14 protein-coding genes are annotated in these 16,591 nt (G+C 69.5%); 9 read left to right on the plus strand and 5 right to left on the minus strand.

Going from position 1 to position 16,591, the window contains the following annotated elements; all coding sequences use genetic code 11:
- Positions 1-333: 333 nt before the first annotated feature.
- The 4 genes from AB0O15_RS47330 to AB0O15_RS47345 are packed head-to-tail and all read right to left on the minus strand — an operon-like array spanning position 334 to position 4,096.
- Positions 334-1,323 (minus strand): nucleoside hydrolase, encoded by a 990-nt coding sequence (locus AB0O15_RS47330; RefSeq protein WP_364334594.1) that lies wholly within the window; start codon positions 1,321-1,323, stop codon positions 334-336.
- Positions 1,320-1,982 carry a cyclase family protein gene (locus AB0O15_RS47335; RefSeq protein WP_364334597.1) on the minus strand — a complete coding sequence of 221 codons (663 nt, stop codon included), beginning with the start codon at positions 1,980-1,982 and terminating at the stop codon, positions 1,320-1,322. Before AB0O15_RS47335 ends, AB0O15_RS47330 begins: the two co-directional genes overlap by 4 nt.
- On the minus strand, positions 1,979-2,743 hold the full coding sequence (locus tag AB0O15_RS47340; RefSeq protein WP_364334600.1) for an SDR family oxidoreductase: 765 nt from the start codon (positions 2,741-2,743) through the stop codon (positions 1,979-1,981). Before AB0O15_RS47340 ends, AB0O15_RS47335 begins: the two co-directional genes overlap by 4 nt.
- A gap of 3 nt (positions 2,744-2,746) precedes the next feature.
- Positions 2,747-4,096: an aminotransferase class III-fold pyridoxal phosphate-dependent enzyme gene (locus AB0O15_RS47345; RefSeq protein ID WP_364334603.1), complete on the minus strand. Its 1,350-nt coding sequence runs from the start codon at positions 4,094-4,096 to the stop codon at positions 2,747-2,749.
- A 227-nt stretch (positions 4,097-4,323) separates the two neighbouring features.
- Here AB0O15_RS47345 and AB0O15_RS47350 point away from each other — a divergent pair, with 227 nt between their 5' ends.
- The 9 genes from AB0O15_RS47350 (at position 4,324) to AB0O15_RS47390 (ending at position 14,033) form a co-directional block, all read left to right on the plus strand.
- A complete protein-coding gene (locus AB0O15_RS47350) occupies positions 4,324-5,343 on the plus strand; it encodes a BMP family ABC transporter substrate-binding protein (RefSeq protein WP_364334606.1) in 1,020 nt (339 codons plus the stop codon).
- A 24-nt stretch (positions 5,344-5,367) separates the two neighbouring features.
- Positions 5,368-6,882, plus strand: a complete 1,515-nt coding sequence (locus AB0O15_RS47355; RefSeq protein WP_364334609.1) for an ABC transporter ATP-binding protein — start codon at positions 5,368-5,370, stop codon at positions 6,880-6,882.
- A 2-nt stretch (positions 6,883-6,884) separates the two neighbouring features.
- Positions 6,885-8,039, plus strand: a complete 1,155-nt coding sequence (locus AB0O15_RS47360) for a hypothetical protein (RefSeq protein ID WP_364334612.1) — start codon at positions 6,885-6,887, stop codon at positions 8,037-8,039.
- A complete protein-coding gene (locus AB0O15_RS47365) occupies positions 8,017-8,910 on the plus strand; it encodes an ABC transporter permease (protein WP_364334615.1) in 894 nt (297 codons plus the stop codon). The genes AB0O15_RS47360 and AB0O15_RS47365 overlap by 23 nt, the downstream gene beginning before the upstream one ends.
- Positions 8,911-8,925: 15 nt before the next feature.
- Positions 8,926-9,891, plus strand: coding sequence for a TIM barrel protein (locus AB0O15_RS47370; RefSeq protein WP_364334618.1), 966 nt, complete (start codon positions 8,926-8,928; stop codon positions 9,889-9,891).
- Complete coding sequence (locus AB0O15_RS47375; protein WP_364334621.1) at positions 9,888-11,630, plus strand: dihydroxyacetone kinase family protein; 1,743 nt, start codon at positions 9,888-9,890, stop codon at positions 11,628-11,630. Before AB0O15_RS47370 ends, AB0O15_RS47375 begins: the two co-directional genes overlap by 4 nt.
- Before the next feature lie 26 nt (positions 11,631-11,656).
- Positions 11,657-12,115: a ribose-5-phosphate isomerase gene (locus AB0O15_RS47380; protein ID WP_364334624.1), complete on the plus strand. Its 459-nt coding sequence runs from the start codon at positions 11,657-11,659 to the stop codon at positions 12,113-12,115.
- Entirely contained in the window at positions 12,112-13,263 is a 1,152-nt protein-coding gene (locus AB0O15_RS47385; protein WP_364334627.1) for an adenosine deaminase, read from the plus strand. The genes AB0O15_RS47380 and AB0O15_RS47385 overlap by 4 nt, the downstream gene beginning before the upstream one ends.
- 101 nt (positions 13,264-13,364) lie before the next feature.
- Entirely contained in the window at positions 13,365-14,033 is a 669-nt protein-coding gene (locus AB0O15_RS47390) for a GntR family transcriptional regulator (protein WP_364334630.1), read from the plus strand.
- A gap of 49 nt (positions 14,034-14,082) precedes the next feature.
- Here AB0O15_RS47390 and AB0O15_RS47395 read toward each other — a convergent pair whose 3' ends face one another.
- Positions 14,083-15,948 carry a N,N-dimethylformamidase beta subunit family domain-containing protein gene (locus AB0O15_RS47395; protein WP_364334633.1) on the minus strand — a complete coding sequence of 622 codons (1,866 nt, stop codon included), beginning with the start codon at positions 15,946-15,948 and terminating at the stop codon, positions 14,083-14,085.
- Between the last annotated feature and the right edge of the window lie 643 nt (positions 15,949-16,591).

Genomic DNA, 16,591 nt, shown 5'->3' on the forward strand with positions numbered 1-16,591 from the left:
CGTCATACGACGGCGGCGGCTGAGCGGACACAGCCGGTCAACCTACCAGCCTCCACACTAGACACCCGAACCGCCCGACGACCTATCCAGTCACCCTTGAACGACAGCTCCGAGCACGACGAGGTCCGGCGCCTGCTCCAGACCGACCACCGAAGGCTAATCGCGAAGCGGCTTGCACGTCAGAAACCGACAATTACCCAGGCACGAGAAAGGACTTCTCCCGACTGCCCGGCCGACGCCCACGACCTTCGCCAGGGTCGTTGCGCCGACGCCACGAGCGTCGGCCGCGGCAGGGTGCTTCGCCCTGTGAATACCGCCGGCTTCCGTCGGCCGCTACACCACCGTGCTGCCGGCTGACGTGATGCGCTCGACGAAGCGGCGCACGAACGTCGCGCGGTCGACGTCGAAGGCCACCCGGACACGGGGATCACTGCCCCAGGCCCGGCCATCACGGTCCTGGCCGGGACGGCGGTCGGCGATCGTCATACCCCGCGTTCGAGTTCCGGTCAGCTCGATGGCCATCGGAAGGGTCTCCTCCTCGGTGATGAGCTCAGGGTGCGCGACGACGCCGACGGTGAGCGGCGAGTGCATCGCGCAGCAGTACCGACCGAAGATCTGCTCGTAGAACGACATGTACAAAGGCACGCCCGCCGCGATCAGCTCAGCCGCCGGCGTCGACGCCGCACGGACGGCCGCCAGATCCGTTGCCTCGAAGATCGTGTCATTGGTGACGTCAAGCCCGATCTGGAGAAAGTCCCACGGCTCCTTGTAACACAGAGCCACCGCCTCAGGATCGTGCAGCGCATCCGCCTCGGCGACCGGCGTCTGATTGCCAGGCGCCTTCACCGCACCACCCATCCACACCACCCTCGTGAGCCTCGACGCGAGGGCAGGATCGAGAAGCAGGGCGAGCGCGAGATTGGTCATCGGGCCGAGTCCGATCCACACCAGCTCACCCGGGTGCTCTGCCGCCAGGCGCACCGTCATCGCTGCGGCGGTCTCCTCGACCAGGTTCGCGTAGCTGGGCTCGGGCAGGAAAGCGTTGCCGAAACCGTCCTCGCCATGAATCTGCGGCACATAGTCGGCCACGCCGCCGGCCAGACCCTGCCCAGCGCCCTTGGCCAGGGGCACGACCGCGCCCAACCGTTCGAGGATCGCCGCGGTGTTGCGGGTGACCTTGTCGACGTCGACGTTGCCGAAGCTGGTGGTCACCGCGACCACGTCGAGTTCGGGAGACAGCAGACCGTAGATCAGGCCCATGCCGTCGTCCACGCCGGTGTCGGTGTCAATGATGACCTTGGTGCGGAGTGCTGGTGCGGTCATAGCGGATTCTCCGGAAGTCGAGGGGCGGGTTCGATGGCGACGATGCGCGCGGGGGCGCCGTCGAGGCCGACGAGCGGCAGCGGCAGGCAAACGAGATAGGTCGTGGTGGAGAGCTGCTCGAGGCCGGTGAGGCATTCCGCGATCACCATTCCGGCTCGGAGCAGACGCCGGTGAACGTCGTGCAGGTGGGCGACACTCGGGGTTGGCGTGTCGATGCCGAGGAAGCGGACGCCGAGATCGACCAGGACGTCGGCGATGTCCGGGCCGATCTCGGGAAAGCCGGCCCAGAAGCCGCTCGAGCCGTACCGCCGTGACCATCCGGAGCGCAGGAGCAGCCGGCCGGTGTCGCGAATCTGCTCGGCCCGGGCCAGCACGTCAGCACGGCTCACATCGCGGTCGTCGGGGACGTCGAGGACTGTCGCTGGGCCGATGCAGGCGCTGAGGTCGAGCGACTCGACGGTCGCCGCATCGGCGAGAAAGTGCCGGGGTGCGTCGACGTGGGTGCCGAGTTGGCTGAAGAGCCCGACATCCCACATTTCGATGCCACCGTCCTCGATCGTCGAGAACCGCGTGAAGGTTGCGGTCGGTTCGCCGGGGAAGGCGTCCATGCCGTGGGCGATGGGCAGGGTGAGATCGTAGATCCGGGTCGACGTGTTCACAGGCGTTCCAGCCCCCATTCGGCGTTGGCGGCGAGCAGCCCGCCGTCGACGGCGACCAGGCTGCCCGTCATGAAGGATGCGTACCGGCTCGCCAGGAACGCCACCACGCCGGCGACGTCGGAGGGTTCGCCGATGCGTCCGGCCGGGTAGAGGCGGGTCATGCGGGCTTCGGCCGTTTCGGGGTCACCGCTTGCCTCCCAGGCGCGGGTGGTCAGCGGCGTACGGATCGCCCCGGGGAGCACGGCGTTGACTCGCAGGCGTCCGGCGTACGCGAGCGCCGCGGTGCGCGTGTAGTTGAGGATGGCACCCTTGGTGACGGTGTAGCCGGCCAGTGCGGGGTCGCCGGTCGCGCTCAGCACCGACGCCATCAGCACCACACCGGAGCCGTTCGGCGCGCGTTCGGCGTACCGGCTGGTCAGGTCGATCACGGCGGCCACGTTGACGTCCCACAATCGGCGATGCTCCTCGGCCGTGGTGTCCTCCAGGCGTTTCTCGAGCTGGATTGCGGCGTTGTTGACCAGCAGCCAGCGTGGCCGTCGCACGCCTGCCCCGGCGAGGCGGTCCAGCGCGGTCGCGCGTACGTCCGGATCAGTGACGTCACCTACGAGGTGCACGTCCGCACCGGGGACTCCGGGGGCGGTCAGGTCGACGGAGACCACTACGGCACCGGCTTCGGCCAGCGTCTCCGCGCACGCGGCGCCGATGCCGGACGCGGCCCCGGTCACCAGGGCCGCGGTGTCGGAAAGGTCGAGGTTCAGCATCGGTCAGCCTCCGGTGGACAGGTTCAGGGCGGCGGTGAAGGCGGCGATCGCCTCGTCGACGTCCTCGTCGGTCACTGCCGTGGACAGGCAACCGGTTCCGCGGGGCATGATGAGCACCCCGGCGTTCACCATGTGCAGCCGTACCTCGGCGAGGAGGTCGGCGTCGGCGGTGTAGTGGGCACGGTAGCTGTCGACGGGCCGGGTGGAGAACGCAATGTCGAACATCGAGCCCAGGCCATTGACGTGGACGGGTATCCCGGCGTCGCGAGCCGCGCGGCGCAGGCCGTCGCGCAACCGATCGGTCCGCGCGGCGAGGTCGTCGTACGCCGTCTCGTCGAGTGCGGCCATGGCGGCCTGACCTGCCGCGAGCGCGAGCGGAGTGGCCGTGAACGTACCAGTCTGCACGAGTTGCTGCGGGCCTGGGGAAAAGACGTCGAAGATGTCGGCCCGCCCGCCGTACGCGGCGAGCGCGAAGCCACCGCCCATGATCTTGCCGATCGCGGTGAGATCGGGCGCGTAGCCCCACATGCCTTGGGCTCCCCGGTAGCCGGCCCGCAGCGACTGCACCTCGTCGAAGACGACCAGTGCGCCTGCCTCGGAGGCCGAGGCGAAGATCTGGTCGAGGAACGGGCGGTCCGCGGTCACCAGGGAGGCATTGCCCAGGAACGGCTCCACGATCACGGCCGCGATCTGGGTGCCCCAGCGCTCGAAGGCGGTTCGGACGGACGTGGGGTCGTTGTAGACCGCGGTGACCGTTTCGGACGGCTCCATGCCACCAGCGGCCGGTCGCGACGGGATCGCGGTGCCGGTCGGCAGCGGTTCCCGGGAGGCGACGTCGCGGTGCAGCTCGTTGTGCGAGCCGTGGAATCCGCCCTCGAACTTGAGCACACGGGTGCGCCCGGTGTGCGCGCGGGCGGCGCGTACCGCAAATCCCGTTGCCTCGGAACCGGAGGTGGTGAAGCGGAGCCGTTGCATCGAAGGCAGCCGGTCACGCAACTGTTCCGCGTACAACGCTTCGCGGGGGTTGGCCGTGCCGGAGCCGGTTGATCGCGTGAGTTCCCGGGCTGCCGCGCTTGCGGTCGGGCCATGGCCGTGGCCGTGCGCCAGACTGGTGTAGTTGTTCACCAGGTCCAGGTACGGATTCCCGTCGACGTCCGTGACACGTGCACCCGCTGCCACCGCTCCGTAGAAGGGGTAGGGCTCGAACGCGAGGGTCGAGCGCGAGACGCTGCCGGCTATCACCTCACCGGCCTGGCGAAACAGTCGCCGGGATTCCGGGGTCCTCTTCTCGTACGCGACAAGTGCTCTGCGGTGCGTGGACGTCGGCGTCGACGTCGTCTGTGCGGTGGTCACGGTCACGCTCCTACTGCGGGTCGGATTCGGTACGGCGGCTCTGAGCTGCCCCTTGACGCTCGGGCGTCGCAGCCACCAGACTGGTCTTACCAGTTAGACCAGAAGCAGACAACAGCTAGCCGGGAACCTCCCGGCACTCCTTGAACCGCATCAACCCCGACCCCATCCGAGGAGAAGCCATGCGTTCTATTCGTCGTCTCGCACTGAGACCAGCCAGCACAGCCGTCGTGACCGTCCTCGCCCTCACGATCACCGCCTGCGACGGGGGCTCGGACGCCGGTTCACCGGCCCGGAAGGTCGCCCTGCTGATCCCGGGCACCACCGGTGACGGCGGTTTCTTCGACGACTCGAAGGCCGGCGTCGAGAAGGGCGCCTCCGCGGCCGGTTTCGAGCCGCAGGTGGTCGAGGCCGGGACCGAAGCGACCAAGTGGCAGCCCGCCTTCGAGGACCTGGTCACCGGGGACGCCAACCCGGTCATCACCGGCACCTTCGCGATGACCGAACTGGTCGAACAGGCGGCCGCTCAGCATCCGGACAAGCAGTTCGTGCTCTTCGACGCGGCGATCGACCCGAAGAAGTGCGGCAACTGCACGAACGTGTACTCGATCACCTACCGCTACGACCAGGCCGGCTTCCTTGCCGGCGCACTCGCCGGCCTGCTCGAGACCGCCCCCAAGGTCGGCAAAGTGGCCAGGACCGGCGTCGTCGGAGTCGTCGGCGGCCAGGAGATCGGCGTCATCGAGGATTACATCGCGGGATTCAAGGCCGGTGTTGCTGCCGTCGCCCCGAAGGTCCGGGTCCTCTCTGCCTACGCCAACTCCTTCGCCGACCCCGCCCAGGGCAAGGCAGTCGCCGAGGACATGATCGCCCAGGGCGCGGAGATTCTGTTCACCGCGGCCGGCGGCACCGACAAGGGTGTCTTCGAGGCGGCCGCCGCTCACGGCCTGTGGGCGATCGGCAACTCCGCCCAGCAGTCCGCCTCCGCGAAGGTCGGCGGAACCGACACAATCCTCAGCTCCGCCTCGACCGACGTCGAGTCGTCGATCGCCGACGCGGTGACTGCGGCCGCGAACGACAAGCTGCCGACCGGCCAGGTCGCCTCCTTCGGCGTCAAGGACGACTCGGTCCGGCTGGAGAAGACCGGCCTGTACGCCGCTGTCGTACCCGCGGACGTGCAAACGCGGATGGACAAGGTCGTCACCGATCTCGGCGCCGGAACCTACGACTCCGTGCTGCCGGGGGCCTGAGCCGTGCCCGCGGATGCGTCCGGCATGCCGGCGCTGGAACTGATCGAGGTCGACAAGTGGTTCGGCCCAGTGCATGCGAATCGCTCGGTGTCGCTGGTGCTTCGCCGCGGCAGCGTGCACGCGGTGCTGGGTGAGAACGGCGCCGGCAAGTCCACGCTGATGAACATCCTGTTCGGCGTGGAGCAGCCTGACTCCGGAAGCATCCTGCTGGGCGGTCAGCGGCGCGTCTTCCGCACGCCGAAGGACGCGATCAACGCCGGCGTCGGCATGGTGTTCCAGCACTTCGGCCTGGTCCCGGAGCTGTCGGCACTGGACAACATCGCGTTGGGCGCCGAGACCACCCGGCGCGGGAGGGTCGACCGGTCGCGGGCGGCGGACCGCATCGGCGAGCTGGCGGCGGAACTGCGCCTCGAAGTTTTCCTCAGCCGCCGTGTCGCGGACCTGACGGTTGCGCAGCAGCAACGCGTCGAGATCCTCAAGGCCCTCTACCGAGGCGCCCGGATCCTCATCCTCGATGAACCCACGGCGCTGCTCGCGCCGCCGGAGCGAGAAGGCCTGTTCGCGGCCGTCCGGCGTTTGCAGGCCATCGGCGTCTCCGTCCTGTTCATCACTCACAAACTCGAGGAAGCCGAACAGCTCGCCGACGACGTCACCGTGATGCGGCACGGCGCGGTGGTCGCCCGCCGGAAGATCGGGCGGGTCACTCGAGCGACGCTGATCGCCGACATGGTAGGCGGGCGGCCTGCGCAGCACACCCACTCCGAGCGGGTACCCGGCGACGTCGTCGCTGAGTTGCGGGGCGTCGGTATCAGCCGCGGAGCCGACGTACCGCTGACCGGTGTGGACCTTCAGATTCGCGCGGGCGAGATCGTCGGCGTCGTCGGCATCGATGGGCACGGCCAGCAACTGCTGTGCGAGGCGCTCGCCGGGATGCGACAACCGGACGACGGAACGTTGCTGCTCCGCGGCAACGAGCAGCGAACCTGGAACCGGGCTGCGGCGCTGCGGGCACGCGTCGCCTACGTGCCGGAGGACCGACTGACCGCCGGCGTGGCGCGGCACCTCAGCATTGCCGAGAACCTCGTCTTGAATCGGGTCGGAGATGCGCGCTTCTTCCCTCGCGGCCTCACCGCCCGCAAGGCGATGAAGGCGAACGCCGACGCGTTGATCGATCGCTTCGACATCCGCTGCCGCGACGGCAGCCAGCACGTCGGCAGCCTGTCCGGCGGCAACGTCCAGAAAGTGGTCCTGGCGCGTGAGCTGTCCCGCGACCCACGGCTGGTAATCGTCCGCGAACCGACGCGTGGGCTGGACGTCGCCGCGATCGCCAATGTGCACGCACAGCTGGCAGTGTCCGCATCCGGCGGCGCGGCGGTCCTGGTGCAGTCCAGCGATCTCGACGAGATCCGCACGATCGCCGACCGGATCCTGGTCATGCGTGACGGGCGGGTCGTGGCGGATTTGGTCAACGACGCCTCCGTACGGACCGCACAGCTCGGCGCACTGATGCTCGGCGCCGCCCGGACGGAGGAAGCCTGATCATGCGTGTCGCCCGATCCTCCCTCTCCCCCAGCGTCCTGCGCCTGGCCGCAGGTGTCCTGCTCGCTTTCGTACTGATCCTTCTGCTGTTCAGCGTGACCAGCGATCAGCCGTGGCGCACCCTCGGGGACCTGTTCACCGGCGCGGTGTCCAGCCCCGGACGCATAGAGCAATGGCTCTCCTACTCCAGCTTCGTGATGTTCACCGGCGCCAGCGTATGCCTGGCTTTCCGGATCGGGATGTTCGCGATCGGCGCCGAGGGCCAGGTCCTCGTCGGCGCTCTCGCGGCCGGCCTCGTCGCCCTCGCGTTGGGCCCGAGTGGTGCGGCGCTCCCCCTGGCGTTGGCCGCAGCGATCGCCGGCGGATGCGTCTGGGGACTCGTACCCGGTCTGATGAAGGCCTACCTGGGCACCGACGAGATCGTCAGCACTCTGATGCTCAACTACGTCGCAACGTTCCTGTTCGCCTTTGTCGTCAAGGAGTTTCTTCTACCGCCCGGCGCCGGGTTCCCGGTCTCCAGCTTCTTCGACCCGGCCCTCTTCCTGCCATCGTTCGGGCAGGCTCCGGCCATCCCGGTGGTTCTGCTTCTCGGCATTCTGGTCTGCCTCGGCAGTGGTCTGCTTCTGAGCCGTACCGGACTCGGTTTCCGCCTGCGCGTCGTCGGTGAGAGCCAGCGGACGGCACTCGCCAACGGCTATTCCGTACGCCGCCTGATCTGCCTGGTCTTCGTGATCTCCGGTGGCATCGCCGGAGCCGCCGGGGCCGTGATCGGCTTCGGCGACACCCATCGCCTCATCATCGGGATGGCCACCGGCATCGGTTTCGACGGCGTCCTGGTCGCCTTGCTCGCCGTCAACCGTCCCGCACTGGTGCCACTCACCGCTCTGGCCTACGGATACCTGCGCACCGGCGGCGACGTCATCCAGATCACCGCCGGAGTCCCCCGCGACGTCGTGGTGGTCCTGCAGGGCCTGCTCATCATCGGTCTGGCCGCGTTGCTGCGCCAGCGCGAGCGCCGCCGACGTTCGCCGCTCGCCGACGACCCGGTGGAGCCGGTCACGGCGAAGTCCGAGCCCGGACCGGAGCTCGGCGCGAGCGCCCCCTCTCTCGTCCCGTCCACCCAGGAGGTGACCGATGTACCTCGCCGGCATACTTGAGGTCGCGACTCCACTCGTCCTCGCCGCTCTCGGTTGCCTGCTCACGGTTCGCGCCGGTGTGGACAACATCGGTCTGGAGGGCATGATGCTCGGCGGCGCGTTCGGCGCCGCCGCGGTTTCCACGACCTTCCTGGGCCCCTGGGGCGGCCTGGCAGCGGCGGTGCTCGTCGGCGCTGCCCTCGCAACGCTGCTGGCCTGGTCCCATCTGGGTCTGGGGGCGCACTTCGTCCTGGCCGGCATCGCGGTCAATCTGGTGGCCGCCGGTGGCACCGTGACGCTCCTGTATGCACTCAATCGCGGGTCCGGCGGCGGATCCAACGCGCTGGAGTCCAGGCCGTTGCCCACCGTCGGGCTGTCGTTCCTCGACGGCCTGCCCGTCCTCGGCGCGTTCGCCGATCTGTCGCCCCTGACATGGCTGGCGATCGTCCTGGTACCGCTGTTCGTCAAGTTCTACTTCGACACCCGCCCCGGCATCTGGATCCGCGCGGTCGGCGGTAACGCATCGGCTGTCGTCGAGGCCGGCGTCTCTCCGCTGCGGGTCAAGTGGGGAGCGATGCTCGCCTCCGGTGTGCTGGCCGGTGTCGCCGGTGCTCAGCTCTCCCTGGCGACCACACACACGTTCGTCCGCGACATGACCCAGGGCCGCGGATTCATCGCGCTGGCCGCCGTCTACCTCGGGCTCAAGCATCCCGTCGGCACCGTTGTCGCGGCCACCCTGTTCGGCGCCTTCCAGGCACTCACCACCGTGCTACAGGTACGCACCGAGTTTCCCACCGATCCCATCTCGGCCCTGCCCTACGTCGCCACCGTGCTTGCGCTGGCCGTGGCCGGGCTGCGTTCGCTTCGCCGTCCCGCGGTCGCGGGCGCCTGAGCCCAGGAGCCTGACATGACATCCACAGCGACCCGCCGCATCCAGTCGCACGTACGTGCGGAACTGGACGCCACAACCTGGCCCGTGGCCACCGGAACCCTGCCTTTCCCGCCCAGTGCGGACCACGCCGACCGAGCTCGCCGCCTGCGGCAGGTGGCCCGCGCAGGCTTCGTGTTGGTGGAACTGACCGACACCTGGCTGCGGGTGGGCGATCTTCCCGGTGACGAGGTCGATCAGCTCGGCGAGGCGGCGGCCGCCGCCAAGCTCGAGATCGCGGCCGTCGCAGTGATCCGGGGCAGCGTTGTGGACCCCCGGCACGGCGACGCCAATCTCGCCTACAGTCACCGCACCATCGACGCTGCCGCCCGGCTGGGTGCGCGTGTCGTGTCGGTCGGGCTGCACGAGCCGCTCACCGCAGCCCAACGTGAGCAGTTGTGGTTCTGGACGGCCGACCATCCGGCCAACGATCCCGCGGACACCGAGCTGCGCGGCCGCGCTGTGGCCCGCCTACGCGATCTGGGCTCACATGCCGCGGCGGCCGGGCTCCTGCTCTCGCTCGAGATGTACGAGGACACCTTCCTCGGCACCGCCGAGAGTGCGGTTCGCATGGTCGAGGACATCGGCCTGCCCGAGGTCGGGCTCAACCCGGATACCGGCAACCTGGTGCGGCTGCACCGACCCGTCGAACCGCCCCGCGAGGTCCTCGAAAAGGTGCTGCCCTACACCAACTACTGGCATGTCAAGAACTACCTGCGTATGGACGACCCCGATCGTGGAGTGGTGCTGACCTCGCCGACGTCGCTCGAGCTCGGCGTCATCGACTACCGCCAGGCGCTCGGTACGGCACTCGCCTCCGGATTCTCCGGAGTCGTGACCTGCGAGCAGTACGGCGGCGACGCCCTCGGGGTCAGCGCCGTGAACCACGCGTACGTCCGCGGACTGCTGCACAGCCACCTCGATGAGGAGAGGAACAACCCGTGACATCGATCCACAACGGCCCGGATGACTTCGTCGATGACGCTCTCGACGGGCTGACCCGAGCTCACCCGCGCCAGGTCCGGCGCGTCGATGGCGGCGTGGTCCGCGCGACGCCCGTACCGCCCGGGCAGGTCGCCGTCGTCCTCGGCGGCGGCTCCGGTCACTACCCGGCATTCGCCGGGCTGGTCGGCCCGGGGCTGGCCACCGGCGCCGTCTGCGGGCAGGTCTTCACCTCCCCGTCGGCGGCACAGGCCTACCACGTCGCCCATGCCTGCGACCGCGGCGCCGGAGTGCTGTTCCTGTACGGCAACTATGCCGGTGACGTCCTGCACTTCGGCCTCGCCCAGGAACGGCTGCGCGGCGAGGGCCATGACGTGCGCACGCTGCTGGTCACCGACGACATCGCCAGCGCGCCCACCGGTCAGGAGCACCAGCGGCGCGGCGTGGCCGGTGATTTCGTCGTCGTCAAACTTGCCGGCGCCGCAGCCGAGGGCGGCGCCGGTCTGGACGAGGTGGAACGCGTCGCCCGCTGCGCCAACGAGCGCACGCGGACCCTCGGGATCGCCCTCTCCGGCTGCACGCTTCCGGGTGCGGATGCTCCTCTGTTCACCGTCCCCACCGCGACGATGTCGGTAGGACTCGGCATCCACGGCGAGCCGGGGGTCAGTGACGAGCCTCTTCCGGCCGCGCGCACCCTCGCCGAACGGCTGATCACCGACCTGGTGGCCGAGTCCCGCCCCGAGTGGGGCAGCCGGGCCGTCGTCCTGGTCAACGGGCTGGGCACCGTGTCCCACGAGGAGCTCTTCATCCTCTTCGCCGGTGTCGCCCGCGCGCTGAGCGACCGCGGTGTGGAGGTGGTCGACGCCGAGGTCGGCGAGCTCGTCACCAGCCTGGACATGGGCGGGCTCTCGGTCACCGTCTGCTGGGTCGACGATGAGCTCGAGCGGCTCTGGCGCGCACCGGCCAACAGCGCGGCGTACACCCGCGTTCCCGGCCCGGAGCCGGTCGACACCGAGGTCCCGGATGTCGGCACCTACGACCGAGGCATCCCCGCTGTCGCCGATGATCGCAGCGCCGCCGCCCGGGCCGCCGGTCCCCGCGCCGTCGCCGCTCTGGACACAGCTGTCCAGGCCCTTGCCCGCGAGGAGCGTCGCCTCGGCGACCTCGACGCTGTCGCAGGCGACGGCGACCACGGCACGGGAATGCTCCGCGGCGCCCGAGGCGCGCTGGCCGCCGCGCAGGGCGCCGTCGATTCCGGCGCCGGTCTCAGCGGCGCACTCATCGCGGCCGGCCGTGCCTGGGCGGACGTCGGGGGCGGCACGTCCGGCGCCCTTTGGGGCGCCGGGCTCGAGCGTGCGGCCCGGCACCTGCACGACGCCGACGATCTCGACACCGCGGCGATCGCCGGCGCGGCTCGCTCCGCCCTCGACGCCATCACCGGCCTCGGCGGCGCTAACCCGGGCGACAAGACCATCGTCGACGCCTTCGAGCCGCTCGTCCGCGCGCTCGAGGCAGCTGCCACCGCCGGCACGGGCCTCGGTGCGGCCTGGCACCTCGCCGCCTCGGCCGCACTCGCCGGCGCGAAGGGCACCGCTGCGCTCGTACCGGTGCGCGGCCGGGCCCGGCCGCTCGCCGAGCGCAGCCGCGGCCATGCCGATCCCGGGGCCACCTCGTTCGCCCTGCTCGCCGGAGCGCTGGCCGAGCAATCCCCCACCGCCGAACCGTCCGGAGCACAACCATGACCAGTACCGGCCCCCGCCCTTTGCGGATGGTCATCGGCGCCGATGACGCCGGCTACCTCTACAAGGAAATGCTCAAGGCGGACCTGGAGGCACATCCGCGGGTCGTCTCCATCGTCGATGTCGGCGTGGACGAGGCCGCACACACGCCATACCCACAGGTCGCGGTTGCGGCCGCCGAATTGGTGGCGTCCGGCGCTGCCGATCGGGCCCTGCTGGTCTGCGGCACAGGACTGGGCGTGGCCATCTCGGCGAACAAGGTGCCCGGTATCCGAGCCGTCACCGCCCATGACATCTACTCGGTCCAGCGATCCGTACTGAGCAACAACGCCCAGGTGCTGACGCTCGGCGAGCGGGTGATCGGTCCGGAGCTCGCCCGAGCGCTGGTCCAGGAGTGGTTGCGGCACGAGTTCGATCCAGCTTCGGCCTCAGCGGCAAAGGTCGCCGCGATCTCCACCTACGAGACAGGACGGGAGACCGTCGCATGAGCCTCCTCGCACGCGAGCGGCGACCGCTCGACCCGGCCGGCGAGCTCCTCGGCGTTCGCAGCCTGCCCAAGGTGTCCCTGCACGATCATCTGGAGGGGGCCCTGCGCGAGCAGACAATCCTCGAGCTCGGCGCGGAGCTGGGTCTCGAGCTGCCGGCCGGGGACCCGGAAGACCTCGCGGCCTGGTTCCTGCACCGGGCCGACGCGGGTTCTCTGGTCGCCTACCTGGAGTCCTTCTGGATGACCGACGCTGTCATGCAAACGGTCCCCGGCCTGCATCGTGTGGCCCGCGAGTACGTCCTGGACCTGGCCGCCGACGGGGTCGTGTACGGCGAGGTTCGATGGGCGCCCGAGGCAAAGCAGCGCAATGAGCTGACGCTAGACGAGGTCGTCGAAGCAGTCCAGGCCGGAATCGAGGACGGGATGGCCGGGGCCACCGCGGGCGGCCGTCCGATCGAGGTCCGGCAGCTGCTTTGCGCGATGCGCAACGGACGGCGCGCCCGGGAGATCGCGGAGCTTGCGCTGCGGCACCGTGACCGCGGGGTGGTCGGCTTCGACATCGCAGGGCCGGAGACCGGCTATCCAGCGGGCGCGCACCGTGACGCGTTCGACCTGCTGGCCCATGAGCTGTTCCCGGTGACCGTGCACGCGGGCGAGGCGGACGGTCCCGCCAGCATCGCCGGGGCGCTGGTGGACGGGCGCGCCTTGCGGCTGGGCCACGGTGTCCGCATCGCCGAGGATCTCGGGCCGCGGGACGAGCTCGGCCCGGTCGCCAGGTGGGTACGCGACCGTCGGGTAGCGCTGGAGACGAGTCCGACCTCCAACCTCCATACGGGCGCGGTGGCCGCCTGGGGCGACACCATGGCCGATCATCCGTTCGAGCGCCTGCGCCGGCTCGGCTTCACGGTGACCGTCAACACCGACAACCGGTTGATGAGCCAGACCACGCTGTCGCACGACCTCGCCCGCCTCACCCAGGCGTTCGGTTACGGCCTCGACGAGCACGAGCGGTTCCAGCTCGACGCAGCTCGTGCGGCGTTCGTCGATCACGACGTCCGTACGCGGATCATCGAGCGCATCCGCGACGGCTTCGCGGCCGCTCGCACCCGCCGAAGGCTGTCGGCCTACATCCCCGGGCTGCGCGGGTGAGCACATGGGTGCCGCATACTGCTAGTCGCCCGGCCGGTTTTACCGGTCCGGCCGGCCGTGTCCGCCTGGGCATCGGCCCAGCGGTGCTCGGAGGAGGATTCGTGGAACTCGGCGGACGGCGCGACTCGCAGGCGAACCGGATCGCCCGGGCCCTTGTGGACCGGATCCGCGAGGGTGTCTATGCGGTCGGCGCCAAGCTGCCGAGTGAGCGCAAGCTGGCCGAGGAGTTCGCGGTCTCCCGGCCGGTCGTCCGCGAGGCCCTGTCGACGCTGACCGCAATGGACCTGGTCGATATCCAGATGGGGCGCGGCGCTTTCGTCACCGCGGCGCCCGGCGACCATGTGGTGAGCGGCGGGGTCAAGCTTCAGGACGTCGTCAATGTGCGTGAGGTCCTGGAGACTGGTGCGCTGCGTCTCGCGGTCACGCACGTCGGCGGGGAGGAGCACGCCGCGGTCGGCGCCGCGCTGGAGCGTCTCCGGGAGGCGGTCACCTTGCGGCAGGACACCGTGGAGGCCGACCGAGCGCTGCATGCCGCGATCATCGCGGCGGCCCGGAGCCCGCTGCTGGCGTCGCTGTGGGACGGCATCGACAAGCAGGTCGTCGAGACGATCCGGATCTCGCCGCACGGCCAGACGATGAGCAAGGCGATCTTCGAGCTGCATGAAAAACTTGCCCGCGACCTCGTCGCGGGCAAGCTGGAGACTGCGATCGAGGCTTCGAAGCTGTTGCACGAAGACAACCGGCGATTCCTCCGGGAACTGCTCGCCTGACCTGTCAATGGCCCGGTCGCACGCCTGCGGCCGGGCCACCGGACCGTCCTCAGGTTTCCGGGTCGAGCATGTCCAGAAGCGCGGCCGTGGTGATCAGCCGGCAGTGCCCCGGGTCATCCGGCTCGTTGAGGCGTGACGTCCAGGAGATCGAGCCCGTCGAGAAGACCTGCCCGCCGTGGGGCGTTCGGCGCCACACGACGTCACCGCGGGTCGATGCTCGAATCCCGGCCGACGGGTCGGAGCCAAGAACGAGGTATTCCGGCACCGGGCGGTAGTCGTCGGGAAGATTGTCCAGCCGCCCGAGAATGATCGTTCCTTCCGGCGAGCCCAGGTCGGGGTCATAGCGGTCGACCTCGAAGCCGCCGAGGCCGAACAGCTCGCCAGTGAGTTCACGCAGCGCCGACCCGAGCCTTGTGGGCAGGTCCGTGAGCGGGAGATCCGCCGGCTGGCGGTAGCCGACGTCAGCCGAGAATCCGATCGCCGAGTAGCCGACACCGGTCAGCAGGTTCGGCGGACGGCCCAACCGGCGCCAGAGGCCGCCCATCTCCCCTGACACCTGGTGGTGGGCTTCCCCTGGGTCGCCGGCCCAGATGTCACCGCCACTGTCGCCACGGCGCAGCTCCAGCAGCCATGGACGGTCCGCGTCGACCTCGACCTTGAGGATGAAACCGTTTCCTCCGAGGTACATCAGGTGACCGCCCCGCTCGAGGTGACGGTCGTAGGTGTCGAGCAGCTCACGCGTGCTGTACTCCGGGTGGCTGCCGGTGATCAGCACGTCGACCCCGTCGATCGCCTCCTCGCCCTGCTCGTGCAGCTGCTCGTCGGTGAGGATCGTCCAGTCGACCCCGGTCTCGGACAGCCAGCGGAGGATCGACAGGTCGGCCGAAAGCTGGTGGGTCCGCCCCAGCGGTTGACTGACCCAGTCCGGCCGCACCGTCGCCTGGGGCCGGCGCAACGACGCCAAGTGGACGCCGCTGCCGTCATGGTGCCGGCCGTAGAGGGAAAGCAGACGGTGTTCGTCGATGTACCGGTACACATGGGCCGAACATGTCAATCCACGATGGCGATAGACAGCCGGGTCCGCGTCTTCAAAAAAGCCATTGTTGGCGTACGCGCGGTAGCTGAACGTCGGAAGGACCAAAGCCACCTGCGCCCGCGCACCGGGCTCCGCCGTCACGAAGACGGGGATGGGACACCAACGCTCCACATCGTCGTAGCGCGGCTCGGCGTCCAGCGAGAGCACGACGCAGTAGACGCCGGGGCGCGCGTCGGCCGGGATCTCGATCTCGGCGAGCAGCGGCCATTCTGCGTCCGCCAGGTCGTCGCGATGGAACCAGGCGCCCCCGTACTCCTCCGGAGCGTCGACGAAGCAGGTGTGCCGCCCCCGCCACGCGGAGCCGGTCATTCCGCGCCCAGGACCGTTGATCAGACGGGAATGTGCGAACAGTCCCGCGATGTCCGGCACGTCGTCGTCGTACGGCAGAGCGCTGAAGTCCCAGCTGGTCAGCAGTTCGCCGGCTGCATTCAGGAGCCTTGGCGCCTCCACCTTGGCGTCCAGTTCACCACGGCACTCCGTAGGGGAGTCCGGGTCGTGTCGTCCCGCGATCAGAAGTTCTTCGAGCGCTCCACCGCCCAAGGCCGCAAGATCGGCGGACCACGTCAAGGGCAGCGTCGTGTGCAAGCCGCGCAGCCGTAGCTCGACGGACTCTTTGCACACGCTCATCGCCAGCCGGTGCCAGGTTCGGACGCCGAGGCGCAATCCCGTCGGCAGGTGATCGCCGGCCTCAGTCGCCAGCCACAGCGAACTGTCCGGGTGAAGGACCACACGGACAGCGCCGGCGGTCCCCCGCAGCTCGATGAGGGTCGACGAGCTTGGCTGCGCGCTGCGTTGCCAGACGGTGAGCTCGAGGGTCACCTCGGAAAGCTGCCGGGCGGGACCACTGACACGCAGACAGGAGCCTGGGACGAGAGGGACTGACCGGGCCGGCAGCGGTCCGAGGGACGCCAGCGACGGCAGACCCCGCCAATGCTCCGGGCCGGCCACCGCATCATCGACAGCCAGAAGTGTGGCGTACAGCAGGCCGCCCTCCGCCGACGCGTGGACGGCCACACGGCCGCCGGGCTGAAGATGCCACCGAGGTACATACCCAGCGACGGCGGAACTCACGACGACCGCCCGCGCCTCATGGATCTCTCGAGACGTTGATCGTCGAGCAACATGCGTCCTCCTGAGCCTGCGTCCTGGCTCGGACTCTACGACCAGCCGAGAGTCTCCGGCAATACCGGCATTACCAGTTTCGACACCAGGCCCGCCCGTGGGAGGGCACCACCACCGAGGCCAGGTTCACCCTGCGTGTGTCGGCGTGGTCAGCATGGTCGGCGAGGCACTGCGCTCGCTCGTCGCCTGACTCATTTGGCCCGTCCGCGGACCGCACGTACGACGCCCTCGGCCCGGCCCGCCTGCTAAGGGCTCGACGATGAATTAGCTGGTCGGCGGTTTTCATGATCGGCTCGTTGGGTTTGGTGTGATGAGTGAGGATGCCTTGGCGGTGAAGTTG

This window comes from Actinoplanes sp. NPDC089786 (assembly GCF_040684855.1).
In the GTDB taxonomy this organism is placed as follows: Bacteria; Actinomycetota; Actinomycetes; order Mycobacteriales; family Micromonosporaceae; genus Actinoplanes.